10 protein-coding genes are annotated in these 12,820 nt (G+C 73.4%); 6 read left to right on the top strand and 4 right to left on the bottom strand.

Features of this window, described 5'->3' with window-relative positions; translation table 11 throughout:
* Window positions 1-7: 7 nt before the first annotated feature.
* Complete coding sequence (locus ABD466_RS32540) at window positions 8-2,440, top strand: DEAD/DEAH box helicase (RefSeq protein WP_344661082.1); 2,433 nt, start codon at window positions 8-10, stop codon at window positions 2,438-2,440.
* 109 nt (window positions 2,441-2,549) lie between these two features.
* Window positions 2,550-3,413 carry an alpha/beta fold hydrolase gene (locus ABD466_RS32535; protein WP_344661058.1) on the top strand — a complete coding sequence of 288 codons (864 nt, stop codon included), beginning with the start codon at window positions 2,550-2,552 and terminating at the stop codon, window positions 3,411-3,413.
* On the opposite strand, the gene ABD466_RS32530 is transcribed toward ABD466_RS32535, so the two are convergent.
* Window positions 3,401-4,267 (bottom strand): PHP domain-containing protein, encoded by an 867-nt coding sequence (locus ABD466_RS32530; protein ID WP_344661057.1) that lies wholly within the window; start codon window positions 4,265-4,267, stop codon window positions 3,401-3,403. The two genes, ABD466_RS32535 and ABD466_RS32530, sit on opposite strands and share 13 nt — an antisense overlap.
* A gap of 29 nt (window positions 4,268-4,296) precedes the next feature.
* On the bottom strand, window positions 4,297-5,079 hold the full coding sequence (locus ABD466_RS32525; protein WP_344661056.1) for an SDR family oxidoreductase: 783 nt from the start codon (window positions 5,077-5,079) through the stop codon (window positions 4,297-4,299).
* A 67-nt stretch (window positions 5,080-5,146) separates the two neighbouring features.
* Between ABD466_RS32525 and ABD466_RS32520 the strand changes: the two genes are divergently transcribed.
* Together ABD466_RS32520 and ABD466_RS32515 are read left to right on the top strand one after the other, a co-directional pair.
* Window positions 5,147-6,088: an RNA polymerase sigma-70 factor gene (locus ABD466_RS32520; RefSeq protein ID WP_344661055.1), complete on the top strand. Its 942-nt coding sequence runs from the start codon at window positions 5,147-5,149 to the stop codon at window positions 6,086-6,088.
* 110 nt (window positions 6,089-6,198) lie between these two features.
* On the top strand, window positions 6,199-7,116 hold the full coding sequence (locus tag ABD466_RS32515; protein WP_344661054.1) for an NAD-dependent epimerase/dehydratase family protein: 918 nt from the start codon (window positions 6,199-6,201) through the stop codon (window positions 7,114-7,116).
* 89 nt (window positions 7,117-7,205) lie between these two features.
* Here the strand turns inward: ABD466_RS32515 and ABD466_RS32510 are convergent, their stop codons facing one another.
* Together ABD466_RS32510 and ABD466_RS32505 are read right to left on the bottom strand one after the other, a co-directional pair.
* The gene (locus ABD466_RS32510) at window positions 7,206-8,651 is read right to left on the bottom strand and encodes an aldehyde dehydrogenase family protein (protein ID WP_344661053.1); all 1,446 of its coding nucleotides are present in this window, start codon (window positions 8,649-8,651) and stop codon (window positions 7,206-7,208) included.
* A 146-nt stretch (window positions 8,652-8,797) separates the two neighbouring features.
* Window positions 8,798-10,252 (bottom strand): PucR family transcriptional regulator, encoded by a 1,455-nt coding sequence (locus ABD466_RS32505; protein ID WP_344661052.1) that lies wholly within the window; start codon window positions 10,250-10,252, stop codon window positions 8,798-8,800.
* Window positions 10,253-10,351: 99 nt separating this feature from the next.
* Between ABD466_RS32505 and ABD466_RS32500 the strand changes: the two genes are divergently transcribed.
* Window positions 10,352-11,692, top strand: a complete 1,341-nt coding sequence (locus tag ABD466_RS32500; protein ID WP_344661051.1) for a purine-cytosine permease family protein — start codon at window positions 10,352-10,354, stop codon at window positions 11,690-11,692.
* On the top strand, window positions 11,689-12,810 hold the full coding sequence (locus ABD466_RS32495) for a phosphotransferase enzyme family protein (protein WP_344661050.1): 1,122 nt from the start codon (window positions 11,689-11,691) through the stop codon (window positions 12,808-12,810). Before ABD466_RS32500 ends, ABD466_RS32495 begins: the two co-directional genes overlap by 4 nt.
* Window positions 12,811-12,820: the final 10 nt, after the last annotated feature.

Genomic DNA, 12,820 nt, shown 5'->3' with positions numbered 1-12,820 from the left:
CGAACCCATCCAGCAGACGTTCCGCGACCTGGGCGTCGACGAGCGGATCGCCGAGGCCCTGGCGGCCGGCGGCATCGTCACGCCGTTCCCGATCCAGGCCGCGACCATCCCGGTCGCCCTCACCGGCACCGACGTGATCGGCCAGGCGAAGACCGGCACCGGCAAGACCCTGGCGTTCGGCATCCCCGTGCTGCAGCGGATGGTGCGCGAGCTCGCCGCCGCCGCGGCGGCCGCCGAGGACGCCGCCGCCGGCGCCCTGACCGGCGGCGTGGCGACAGCCGAAGCCATCGATGCGGACACCGTCTCCGCCGCCCCGGGCGCCGAGACCGCCACCGTCCCCGCCCAGTCCGGGCCGGGCCGCGGCGGCGGCCGGACCCGCGGCCGGGCCGGCCGCAAGCCCTCCTCCGCGCCGTCGCCGTCCGGCACGCCGGGCCGTCCGCTCGGCCTGGTGGTCGTGCCGACCCGCGAGCTGGCCGTGCAGGTCACCGAGGACCTCTCCTCGGCCGGCAAGGTCATGGCCGCGCGCGTGCAGTCCGTGTACGGCGGGCGCGCCTACGAGCCGCAGATCGCCGCGCTGTCGGCGGGCGTCGACGTGGTCGTCGGCACCCCCGGCCGGCTGCTGGACCTGGCCAAGCAGGGCCACCTGGACCTGTCCGGCGTGCGCATGCTGGTGCTGGACGAGGCCGACGAGATGCTGGACCTGGGCTTCCTCCCGGACGTCGAGCGGATCGTGAAGCACGTCCCGAACGACCGCCAGACCCTGCTGTTCTCGGCCACGATGCCGGGCCAGGTCATCGCGCTGGCGCGGCAGTACATGAGCCGCCCGACGCACATCCGGGCCTCCGACCCGCACGACTCCGGCACCACGGTCGCCAACATCACGCAGCGCGTCTACCGCGCGCACGCGCTGGACAAGACCGAGATGCTGGCCCGCATGCTGCAGGCCGAGGGCCGTGGCCTGACGATGGTCTTCTGCCGCACCAAGCGCACCGCGGCCAAGGTCGCCGAGGAGCTGGACGACCGCGGCTTCGCCGCCGCGGCGGTGCACGGCGACCTCGGCCAGGGCGCCCGCGAACAGGCGCTGCGCGCCTTCCGCAACGGCAAGGTCGACGTCCTGGTGGCCACCGATGTGGCCGCCCGCGGCATCGACGTGGAAGGCGTCACCCACGTGGTGAACTTCCAGTGCCCGGAGGACGACAAGACCTACCTGCACCGCATCGGCCGCACCGGCCGCGCGGGCGCCTCCGGCACCGCGGTGACCTTCGTCGACTGGGACGAGGTCCCCCGCTGGAACCTGATCAACAAGACGCTCGGCCTGGACTTCCACGAGCCGCGCGAGACCTACTCGACGTCCGAGTGGCTGTTCGAGGAGCTCGGCATCCCGGCCGGTTCCAAGGGCCGGCTGCTGAAGTCGCAGCAGACGCGTGCCGGCCTGGCCGCCGAAGAGGTCGAGGACCTCGGCGAGACCGGGCGCGGCGCCGGGGTGCGGGCCCGCGGGACGCAGCGGCCGGACCGGTCCGAGCGGGCCGAGCGGTCCGAGCGGGCCGAGCGGCCGGCCCGGGCCAAGCGCGACCGGGTGCGGACGCGGGGCGGCCAGCTGGTCGCCGAGGATGCCGCGCTCGCCGGCGAGACCGGGATCGTCGCTTCGGCCACCGGCCAGGCTTCCGCTGACGAGGCTCTGGCCGTGTCGAACGGCGGCGAGACCGGGGAGCGGCCGAAGCGGACGCGGAACCGGACGCGCGGCGGCGCGAAGACCGAGGCGCCGATCGCCGACGCCGTGGTGGAGGCGGCCGCTGTCGCCGACGCCGTGGTGGAGGCCGGGCAGGCGACCGCGCTCGTCACGGACGCCGCCGAGGACGCGACGAAGCCGAAGCGGACGCGGAGCCGCTCGCGCGGTGGCGCGAAGGTCGAGACCTCGATCGTCGAGACCTCGATCGTCGAGACCGCCGTCGAGGCGGAGCAGGCCGATCCCGCCGACGTCGACGCGGAGGCCACGCCGAAGCGCACTCGGAGCCGTTCGCGGAGCGGAGCGAAGGCCGAGACGGCGATCGCCGAGTCCGCGACCGACGTTCCGGCCGCCGAGGCCGAGGAGAAGCCGAAGCGCACCCGGACGCGGAACCGCGTGACGGCCGCCGAGGTCGAGACGGCGATCGCGGAAAGCGTTGCGGGGGCCGCGGAGGCCGCGGAGGCCGCGGACGCCACCGAGGCCGACAAGCCCAAGCGGACGCGGACGCGCAAGGCCGCCGCGGAGACCGCCGCCGTCGAGGCGGAGGCTCCGGCTGAGAAGCCGGCGCGCACGCGGACTCGCAAGGCCGCCGCCCCCGCCCAGGCTCAGGCGGCCGCCTCCGCCGAGAAGCCGAAGCGCACGCGCCGAACGGGCTCCGACGGCTCGGGCCTGACCGCGACCGGCGTCGCCGTGACCGGGAACTACAACTCGTAGTCGTCGCCATGCCGACGGCCCGGGACCGATCGATCGGTCCCGGGCCGTCGGCATCGCAGGGCATGGGCGCCTCAAGCGCCTCACGTCCCCGCCGACTACCCTCATCACCATGAGCACCCCGCCCTTCGTCGACCTGCCGCCCCACACCAGCGCGGTCCAGCTGCCGACCGTGGGCGGTCCGCTCGCCGCGTTGCGGGCCGTGCCGCCCGCCGGCGTGACGCTTCGCGGCACCGCGGTGCTCGTGCCCGGATACACCGGATCGAAAGAGGACTTCATCGCGGTGCTCGCACCGCTGGCGGAGGCCGGGTACGACGCCGTCGCCATCGACCAGCGCGGCCAGAACGAGTCCGGCGGGCCCGAGGACCCGGGCGCCTACACGCTCGCGCGGCTGGCCGAGGACCTGGCCGACGTGGTGGAGGACCTGGGCGGGGAGCCGATCCACCTGCTCGGGCACTCCTTCGGGGGCCTCGTCGCCCGGGAGTACGCCCTCGCCCATCCCGGCCGCATCCGCAGCCTCGCCGTCTTCGACTCCGGACCGGCGGCCGTGCCGGGACGCTCGGCCGAACAGGCCAAGCTGCTCGTCGCGGCGGCCGGGTTCCTCAGCACGGCGCAGATCTGGGCCGAGATGCAGAAGCTGGCCGCGGCCGAGGGCGCGCCGCAGCACCCTGACGCCGGGGTGCGGACGTTCCTGCGGCGGCGGTTCGAGGCGAACGACCTGGCCATGCTCGCGGGCATGGGGACCGCGATCCTCGAGGCGCCCGACCGGACCGACGAGCTGGCCGCCGCCGGTCTGCCGCTGCTCGTCGCGGCCGGCGTCGGCGACGACGCGTGGCCCGTCGAACTGCAGAAGGACATGGCCACGCGCCTGGGCACCGAGCTGGTCCTGATCCCGGACGCCGCCCACTCCCCCGCCGCCGAGAACCCCGCGGCGACCGCTCGGATCCTGAAGGAGTTCTGGGCTCAGAACGGCTGAACGCCGCTGGAGCGCGCCACCAGCTCCGCGTACACCGCGGGGTCGGTGGTCTCGACGCCCAGCGGTGTCGACTTGCGCGAACCGTGCCAGTCCGACGAGCCGGTGGTCAGCAGCCCGAGCCGCTGCGCCAGGTTGCGGATGTGATCGCGTTCCTTGGGGCCGTGGTCGGGATGGTTCATCTCGATGCCGGCCATGCCGGCTTCGGCGAAAGCGGCGATGTCCTCGTCCCCGACCACCGGTCCGCGGCGCCAGGCCAGCGGGTGGGCCATCACCGTCACACCGCCCGCGCCGCGGATGAGCTCGATCGCCCGGAACGGGTCCATGTCCAGCTTCTCCGCGCGGGCGCGACCGCCCTCACCGAGCCAGTCGGGGGTGAACGCCGCGTCCACCGACGGCACCACACCCGCCTCCACCAGCGCGGTGGCCACGTGGGGGCGGCCCACGACACCGCCGTCGGCGATCTCCTGCACCCGCTCCCACGTGATCGGCGCCCCCAGGTCGCGCGCCTTGGCCACCATGGCCTCGGCGCGGTGCGTCCTCGATGCGCGGATCTCACCCAGTGCGGCGTCCAGGTCGGCGTCGTCGGGGTCGAACAGGTAGCCGAGCATGTGCAGGCCGACACCGTTGATCTTGCAGCTGATCTCCACGCCGGGCACCACGGTGCGGATGTTCGACCACACACCGGCCTCGACGCCGTACCTCAGGGCCCGGCGGGCCTCCGACCAGCCACCGGTGCCGTCGTGGTCGGTGATGGCCACCACGTTCAGGCCCGCGGCCTCGGCCATCGCCACCAGCTCGGCCGGCTCGTAAGTCCCGTCGGAGGCGGTGGTGTGGGCGTGCAGATCGATACGCATGCCCCCACGCTATGCCAGGGAGCCGTCCGCTAGCGGGTCACGGTGCCGCCGTCGACGACCATCGACTCGCCGTTCACGAACGACGCCCCCTCCGAGCACAGCCACACCGCCGCCGACGCGATCTGCTCCGGCCGCCCCACGAACCCGCCGCCGAGCGCGTTCGCCCCGGAGGCCTCCCGCGACTGCTTGGCCACCTCCGGCCGCTCCGCCGCCGAGGCCCGGATCATCGGGGTGTCGATCACGCCGGGGCAGATCGCGTTGATCCGCAGCCCCGCGTTCCGGTACTCCTTCGCAGCGGTCTTCGTCAGCCCCAGCACTCCGTGCTTCGCCGAGCAGTACGGGGACAGATACGGCACCGGCACGAGTCCCGCGGCCGAGGCGATGTTCACGATCGTCCCGGCCCGCTCCGGCAGCATCGCCCGGATCTCGTGCTTCAGCGCCAGGAACGTTCCGGTCAGGTCGATCCCGACGACCCGGTTCCACTCCTCCAGCGCCATGTCGGCGATCTTCGCGCCCGAACCGGCGACGCCCGCGCAGTTCACCGCCGCGTCCAGCCGCCCGAACTCGGCCAGCGCCACCGCCACCGCGGCCTCCATCTCGGCCTCCACCGCGACGTCGGCGCGCACGAACAGCGCGGTGCCGCCGGCCTTGCGCACCAGCTCCACCGTCTCCGGCCCGGAGTTCTCCCCGGACTCGGTCAGATCCACCACCACGACCGCCGCGGCACCCTCGGCGGCGAACAGTTCGGCGGTGGCGCGGCCGATGCCGCTGCCGCCGCCGGTCACCAGAGCGATCTTCCCGTCTGCCAGCATGCGCGCACCGTAGGGCAGACGGCACCAGCCGTCCATCCTCATCGACACGGGTAATAGGCTGGCGCCCGTGGACCAGGACCTTCCCACGTGGGACGACACCCGAGCCGCCGACGTCTTCAACGAGCACCGAAGGCTCCTGACTTCGGTCGCCTACCGGGTGCTGGGCCGCTGGAGCGACGCCGAGGACGTGGTGCAGGACGCGTGGCTGCGCTGGAGCGGCTCGGACTACGCGCGGATCGAGGACCCGAAGGCCTTCCTGGTCACGGTCACCACGCGCCTGGCGATCGACCAGCTCCGCAAAGTCCAGACCCGCAAGGAGTCCTACGTCGGCCCCTGGCTGCCGGAGCCCGTGCTGACCCGGGACGGCGCGGACAGCTCCCCCGACGCCGCGGACCGCGTGGTCCTGGACGACACCGTCTCGCTGGCGATGCTGCTGGTGATGGAGACCCTGTCACCGCTGGAGCGCGCGGTGTTCGTGCTCCGCGAGGCGTTCGACTACAGCTTCGCCGAGATCGCCGCGATGCTGGACCGCACCGAGCCCGCGGTGCGGCAGCTGCTGGTCCGGGCGCGCAACCACGTCCACGAGAAGCGTCCCCGCTACCCGCTGGACGACGCCAAACGGCAGAGCATCGCCGACCGTTTCCTCGCGGCCTGTGTGGGCGGCGACGTCCGGCCGCTGCTGGAGCTGCTGTCGCCGGAGGTCACGCTGGTCGCCGACGGCGGCGGCGTCGTCACCGCGGCCCGGCGGCCGGTGGAGGGCCAGGACCACGTCGCCCGGTTCCTGCTCGGCATCGTCGACAAGTACGCGAAGTTCATGCAGGAGGGCGCGGACCTGCGCATCGAGGTGGTGGCCGGCGGGGTCAACGGCTCGCCGGCGATCGTGGCGTTCCTCGACGGCAAGGTGCTCTACGTCTACACGCTGGACCTGGACGAGGACGGCAGGATCCGCGCGGTGTTCGGCATGGCCAACCCGGAGAAGCTCGAAGGTGTGCGCGCCCTGGAGGTTTGACCTGGTGTGAGGCAGGTCACAGGGAGGCTTGTCACAGGACTCCGGGCGGTCCCGTCCTTGTGGTCGAGAGCGCGGCGAAACCGCCGCCAACCAGACCAAAGGAGAACATCATGCGCATCCTCCTCGCCGGTGCCAGTGGCGTCTTCGGCCGCGTCCTCACCCCGGCCCTGGTCGACGCCGGCCACGACGTCGTCGGCATCACGCGCACCCGGGACGGCGTCCGGGGCATCGAGGCCATGGGCGCCTCGGCGGTCATCGCCGACGTCATGGACCGGGAGCAGCTGCTCGCCGCTCTCGAAGGAGAGCGCTTCGACGCGGTGATCAGCCAACTCACAGCGTTGAAGAAGCCTCCGATGCGCAACAAGGACATGCGCCAGACCAACGTCCTGCGCACCGTCGGCACCGAGAACCTGATGGCCGCCGCCAAGGCGACCGGCGCCACGCGGTTCCTGACCCAGTCGATGATCTTCGGCTACGGATACGGCGACCTGGGCGCCGGGCCGATCACCGAGGACGCGTACTTCGGCCCGTCCCAGCGCAAGGCGTTCGCCGAGCACGGCGAGGCGATGCGGCGCAACGAGCAGATCGCCTTCTCCGAGCCGGGCGTCGACGGCATCGCGCTGCGCTACGGCCTCTTCTACGGCGGCCCCGCGACCGACGTCTACGTGAACCTCCTGCAGGCCGGCAAGCTGCCGATCATCAAGGCCGGGACCGACTCCTTCATCCACCTCGCCGACGCGGCGAGCGCCACCGTCGCCGCCCTGGAGCGGGGGCGAGGCGGGCAGGCGTACAACGTCGTGGACGACACCCCGATCCCGTTCGCGGACATCACGCTGGAGATCGCCGAGGACTTCCACACCAAGAAGCCGCGGACCGTCCCGGCGTGGCTGATCAAGCCGATGCGGTACCTGGACGCGGTCGTCACCGGCCGCTACGTGATCAGCAACGCCAAGGCCAAGGACGAGCTCGGGTGGAAGCCGCAGTACCCGTCCTACCGCGAGGGCGTCCGCGCCGACGCGCGGGGCTGACCGGCGGCACGGCGGAACGGAAGCGGCCCCTTGATCCGGTGAGGGAATCGGATCAAGGGGCCGAGCGTGCGCCGCTCTGCCTTCCGGTCCTACAGGTCGATCCCGGTCAGCACCAGCACCCGCTCATAGGTGTAGTCCTCCATCGCGCTCTTGACGCCTTCGCGGCCGACGCCGGAGCCCTTCACGCCACCGTACGGCATCTGGTCGGCGCGGAAGCTGGGGACGTCCCCGATGATCACGCCGCCCACCTCCAGATCGCGGTGCGCGCGGAACGCCGTGCGCAGATCGTGGGTGAACACGCCGGCCTGCAGGCCGAACCGCGAGTCGTTGACCAGGCGGACCGCCTCGTCGAAGCCGTCGAACGCGCGCAGCACCAGCACCGGGCCGAACACCTCGTCCGCGACGACCTTGGCGCCGTCGGGCACGCCGGCCAGGACGGTCGGCTCGTAGCTGGCGCCGTCGCGGCCGCCGCCGGTGAGCAGGGTGGCCCCGGCGCCGACGGCCTCGCCGACCCAGGCCTCGACCCGCTCGGCGGCGGCGACGCTGATCATCGGGCCGACGTCGGTGCCCGGATCGGTCGGGTCGCCGGTCTTCTGCGCCTCGACGGCCGCGACGACCTTCTCCAGCAGGCGGTCGTAGACGGCGCGGTCGGCGAACACCCGCTGCACCGAGATGCAGGACTGTCCGGCCTGGTAGTTCGAGAACGCGGCGATCCGCTGGGCGGCCCAGTCGAGGTCGGCCTCGGAGGCGTAGTCGGCGGTGACCACGGCCGCGGCGTTGCCGCCGAGCTCCAGCGTCACGTGCTTGTGCGGCACCGCCGCCTCGATCATGGCGCCGACCGGGCCGGAGCCGGTGAAGCTGACCACCGGCAGCCGCGGGTCGGCGGTGAGCGCGGCCATGCGGTCGTTCGGCACCGGCAGCACCGACCAGGAGCCGGCCGGCAGGTCGGTCTCGGCCAGCAGCTCGCCGAGCAGCAGCGCGGTCAGCGGAGTGGCCGGGGCCGGCTTGACGATGATCGGCGCGCCGACCGCGATCGCCGGGGCGACCTTGTGCGCGACCAGGTTCAGCGGGAAGTTGAACGGCGCGATGCCGAGCACCGGGCCGTGGGGGAAGCGGCGGATGACCGCGGTGCGGCCGGTGGCGTTGGCGTCGGTGTCGAGGCGCTGCACCACGCCGCCGAAGCGGCGGGCCTCCTCGGCGGCCCAGCGGAACACCGACACGGCGCGGCCGACCTCGGCCCTGGCCCACTTCAGCGGCTTGCCGTTCTCGGCGGTGATGAGCGCGGCGATCTCGTCGGCGCGCTCGGCGATGCGGCGCGAGACGAGGTCCAGCGCGGCGGCGCGGACGTGGGCCGGCTGGTCGGCGGTCTCCTTGGCGGCCGCGGCGGCCGCGGCCACCGCCTCCTCCACCTGGTCCTCGGTCGGGACGGAGACCGTGGCGACGTGCGCGCCGTCGTACGGCGAGTACACCTCGAAGCTGTCGGTGCCGGTGGCCTGCTTGCCCGCGATCCAGAACGGCGTTGCCTGCTCAGTCATGGATTCAGGGTAGGCGGGGGTGGAGGCGGGTGCCGGTGTACGCGGTGGCCAGTCGGTGCCGCTGTCCGCTCCTCCAGGGCCAGCGGGCGGCGTGGGAGCGGCGTGGGAGCGCCGAGGAGTGGTGGACACCGGAGCCACCAAAACGGCTACTGGCCCTCCTGCACCCGCAGCGCCAGCCACAACTCCATGCGCGCGTCCGCCGAGTCGGCCGCGGTCAGGTCCTTGCCGAGCAGCTCCCCGGCCCGCGCGATCCGGGCCCGCACGGTGTGCCGGTGCACGCCGAGCTCCGCGGCCGCGGCGTCCCACTGGCCGTTGTGCGCGAGCCAGGCGCGCAGCGTCGGCACCAGCGTCGTGCGGTCGGCGTCCTTCAGCGGCCGCAGCACCCCGGCGGCGAAGTCGCGCACCACCTGGTCGCCGAACAGCGTGGTCAGGCCGGATCCGGACTCGGCGAAGAAGACCGGGGAGCGGCCGGTCCTGCGCACCGTCGCCAGCGCCTCCCCGGCCTGCCGGTACGCGCGGCCGAAGTCCGCGTAGCCGACCGCGTCGGACACTCCGCCGGCGAACCCGTCGAAGGCGGCCGGGGCGAGCAGCACCCGCTCCCCCTCCTCCTCCAGCACGAACATCCGCTCCGGCACCGCCTCTTCGCGAACCGAGTCGCGGGAGACGCGGATCGGCTCGGGCGGCAGCGGCACGCGCAGTTCGGCGGCCGCCTCGTGCGCGGCGTCGACGTGGCCGGCCAGCAGCAGCCGCACCACCGCGCGCCGCAGCGTCAGCTCGGCGACCGTGCCGTCCTTGGTCGGCTGCTCGACGCCGAGCGTCAGCAGCGTCAGGGCGACGGCCAGGATCTGGCGCCCCGTGGTGTCCGGGCCGGTGGTGCGGCCGAGCAGGCCGGCGGCCAGGAAGCCCATGACGCGCTTGCCGGCGCCGAGCGCGTGCACCTCGACGTGCCCGGATTCGGTGAGGATCGAGGAGCTGCTCGGCAGCGAGCGGCCGCGCAGCCGGGCCAGCTCCGGCGCCAGGTCCACCTCCGGCGGGACCGGCCCGGCGCTGTGCAGCACCGTGCCGTCGGCCGCGGCCAGCACCGCCCACGCGCCCGGGCCCAGCCCGCGCACCAGGGAGCGGACCAGGGAGCGCTGCGGTTCGGCCGCCAGCGCCGACTTCACCAGCTCCTGCTGGGTCCGGTAGCCCTCGGTGATGGCGCGGTATTCCTCGGCGGCCAGCGTCTTGGAGACGGACTTGGCGATCGCGATGAAGGGCGTGGCCTTCGGGACCTCGAGCACCGGCAGGCCGTGGGCCTCGGCGGCGGCGACGAAGCGTTCGGGCACCGCGGCGTTGTTCAGGCCGACGCCGAAGCCCAGGCCCGCGACGCCGGCCCGGACCAGCCCGGACAGGAACGCCTCCAGGTCGAACCGCGGGTCGTCGAGCCGCAGGCCGGTGGTCAGCAGCAGCTCGCCGCCCTCCAGGAACGGCGCCGGGTCGTTCAGCTCGGTGGTGTGCACCCAGCGGATCTCGCGCGCGGTGTCGCCGGCCGGGCCCCGGGTGGTCAGCAGGCGCAGGCCCAGGGGGCGGTCGGCGAGCAGGGAGGCGATCGTCGGGGGCACGGCTCCAGCCTACGTGCCGGACCCCCGTGGACGTCCGGGCTGTTCAGCGGGCGAACGCTTCGAACAGCGGTGCGCGGGGACCGTACGATGGGGCACGCCATGACGACGACCACCGCGCCGGCGAATGCCGCTTCCGCCGAGGCGCCACTGCGCCTCACCACCGAGGCGCCCCGCAGCCTCACCTTCAGCGACCAGGCCGCGTTCTGGGCGAACCTGGGCGTCAGCCTGATCGGGTTCGCCAGCGCCGCGGTCATCCTGCTGCCCGCCGGCTACTCCCCGCTGCCGATCCCCGCCGCCCTGCTCGCGCTCGCCCTGGGCACCGTGACCGGCATGGCGATGACCGCGCTGGCCGGCGTGGTCGGCACCCGCACCGGCGCCCCGGCGATGGCGGTGCTGCGCGGGCTGTTCGGCACCCGGCTGTCGTTCCTGCCGAGCCTGGCGAACATCTTCCAGCTGATCGGCTGGGGCGTGTACGAGCTGACGGTCATCGTGCAGGGCGTGGACGCCATGACCGGCCGGATACCCCGGCCCCTGGTGGTCGTGGCCGCCGGGGCGCTGTGCACCGCGATGGCGATCTGGCCGCTGTCCGTCCTGCGCATCCTGCGCAAGTACGTGACCGGTCTGGTCGGCATCTCCATGCTCTACTTCACCGTGCAGCTGCTGCGGAACCCGGTCCCGCACCAGAGCGGCACCTCCTGGAGCGGCTTCTTCCCGGCGGTGGACGCCGCGCTGGCCCTGTCGGTGTCCTTCCTGCCGATGGCCGCGGACTACATGCGGCACGCCCGCGACGCCCGCCAGGCCGCCGGCGCGGCGGTGTCGGGCTACAGCATCACGCAGTTCTGGTGCTACGCCATCGGCATCGTGGCCCTGCTACAGGCCGGCCCGGACGGCGACGTCTTCCACACCATGCTCGGCGTCGCCGGCGGCTGGGTCTTCTTCCTGGTGCTGGTGCTGCGCGAGTCGGACCAGTCGTTCGCCAACGTCTACTCCACCGCCATGTCGATCCAGAACCTGCTGCCCAGCGTGGACCGCCGCGTCCTGTCCGGCGCGGTCGGCGCACTGGTGACCGTGATCGCGCTGTTCGTGCACGACCTCACGCAGTTCTCGAACTTCCTGCTCGTCATCGGCTCGGTGTTCGTCCCGCTGGCCGCGGTGCTGGGCATCGACTACTTCCTGGGCCGCGGCAAGGAGGGTCGCTGGGACCTGTCCGAGCGCTCCCCGGCCCGACCGGTCATGCTGCTGCCGTGGGCCGTCGGCTTCGCGGTGTACCAGATCCTGAACCCGGGTTCGGTGAGCTGGTGGCGCCACGGCTGGATGCACGTCCAGGACTGGCTCGGCGTGCACCCGGGCTGGTGGGCCTCGGCCTCGCTGTACTCCTTCGCGGCGGCGGCCCTGGCCACCGGCGCGATCGTGGCCTGGGACCGGAGGCGCCCGGCGTGAGCCACGACGACCTCGTGTTCGGCATGGGAGCCGAGCCGGTCGTGCACCGCGACTGGCCGAGCCTCACACCGGACGAGGTCGGGGCGGTGCTCGGCGACGAGGTCTCGGAGATCGAGTGGCGCAGCCCGCGCCCCCTGTCGACGACCGCCCGGATCCGGACCGGCGACGGCCGGCGGCTGATCGTGAAGCGGCTGCCGCTGTCGCTGCGGACGCCGGAAGCGCTGGCCGAAGAGCACGGGTTCATGGACCATCTGCGGGGGCGCGGGATCCCGGTGCCGCGGGCCTGGACGGCGGGGACCCGCGACGGCTTCGCGTACGAGGTGCAGGAGCCGGGCGCCGGCGAGGACATGTACCAGCACGTGTTCTCCTGGACGCCCTACCACCCGGGCTTCCACGCCGGGCCCGCCGGCGCGATGCTCGGCCACCTGCACAACGCCGCCGTGGGCCACGACGCACCGGCCCGGCCCTGGCGGCCCCTGAAATCAGGCTTCTCGCTCTTCGGCGCGGCGGACCCGATCACCGCCATCGAGCGGATCGCGGCGGAACGGCCGCGGCTGGGCGACTTCCTGGACGCCCGCGACTGGCGCTCCGACGTGGAACGGCTCATGCTCCCGTTCCACCGGCGGCTGGCCCCCCTGCGCGACGGACTCCACCCGCTCTGGACCCACAACGACTGGCACGGCACCAATCTGCTGTGGACCGACGACGGCTGTGACCCGGCCGCCACCTCGGTCCTGGATTTCGGTCTCGCCGACCGCACCACCGCCGTCCACGACCTGGCCATCGCGGTCGAGCGGTTCGCCGTCGACTGGGTCGCGCTGCGCGACGGCGGTCCGGCCGGCATCCAGAAGCGCCAACTCACTTCGTTCCTGCACGCCTACACCTCGGTGCGGCCGATCAGCGGCGCCGAGTTCTTCGCGCTGGCGCACCTGTTCCCGCTCTGTCACGCCGAGTACGAGCTCTCAGAGGTCGACTACTTCCTCTCCGTCGTCCCCGGCGGCAGCGAGGAGAACGCCGAAATCGCCTACCGCGACTGGTTCCTCGGCCACGCGGAATGGGCGAAGTCCGAGGAAGGCATCGCCTTCCTCGGACTTCTCGGAGAGGGTTCGCCGGTCTAGCCGGCGAGGG

It is taken from the genome of Catenulispora subtropica, from assembly GCF_039531675.1.
GTDB classification, from domain to species: Bacteria; Actinomycetota; Actinomycetes; order Streptomycetales; family Catenulisporaceae; genus Catenulispora; species Catenulispora subtropica.
This window is presented reverse-complemented; position numbering and strand designations above follow the sequence as displayed.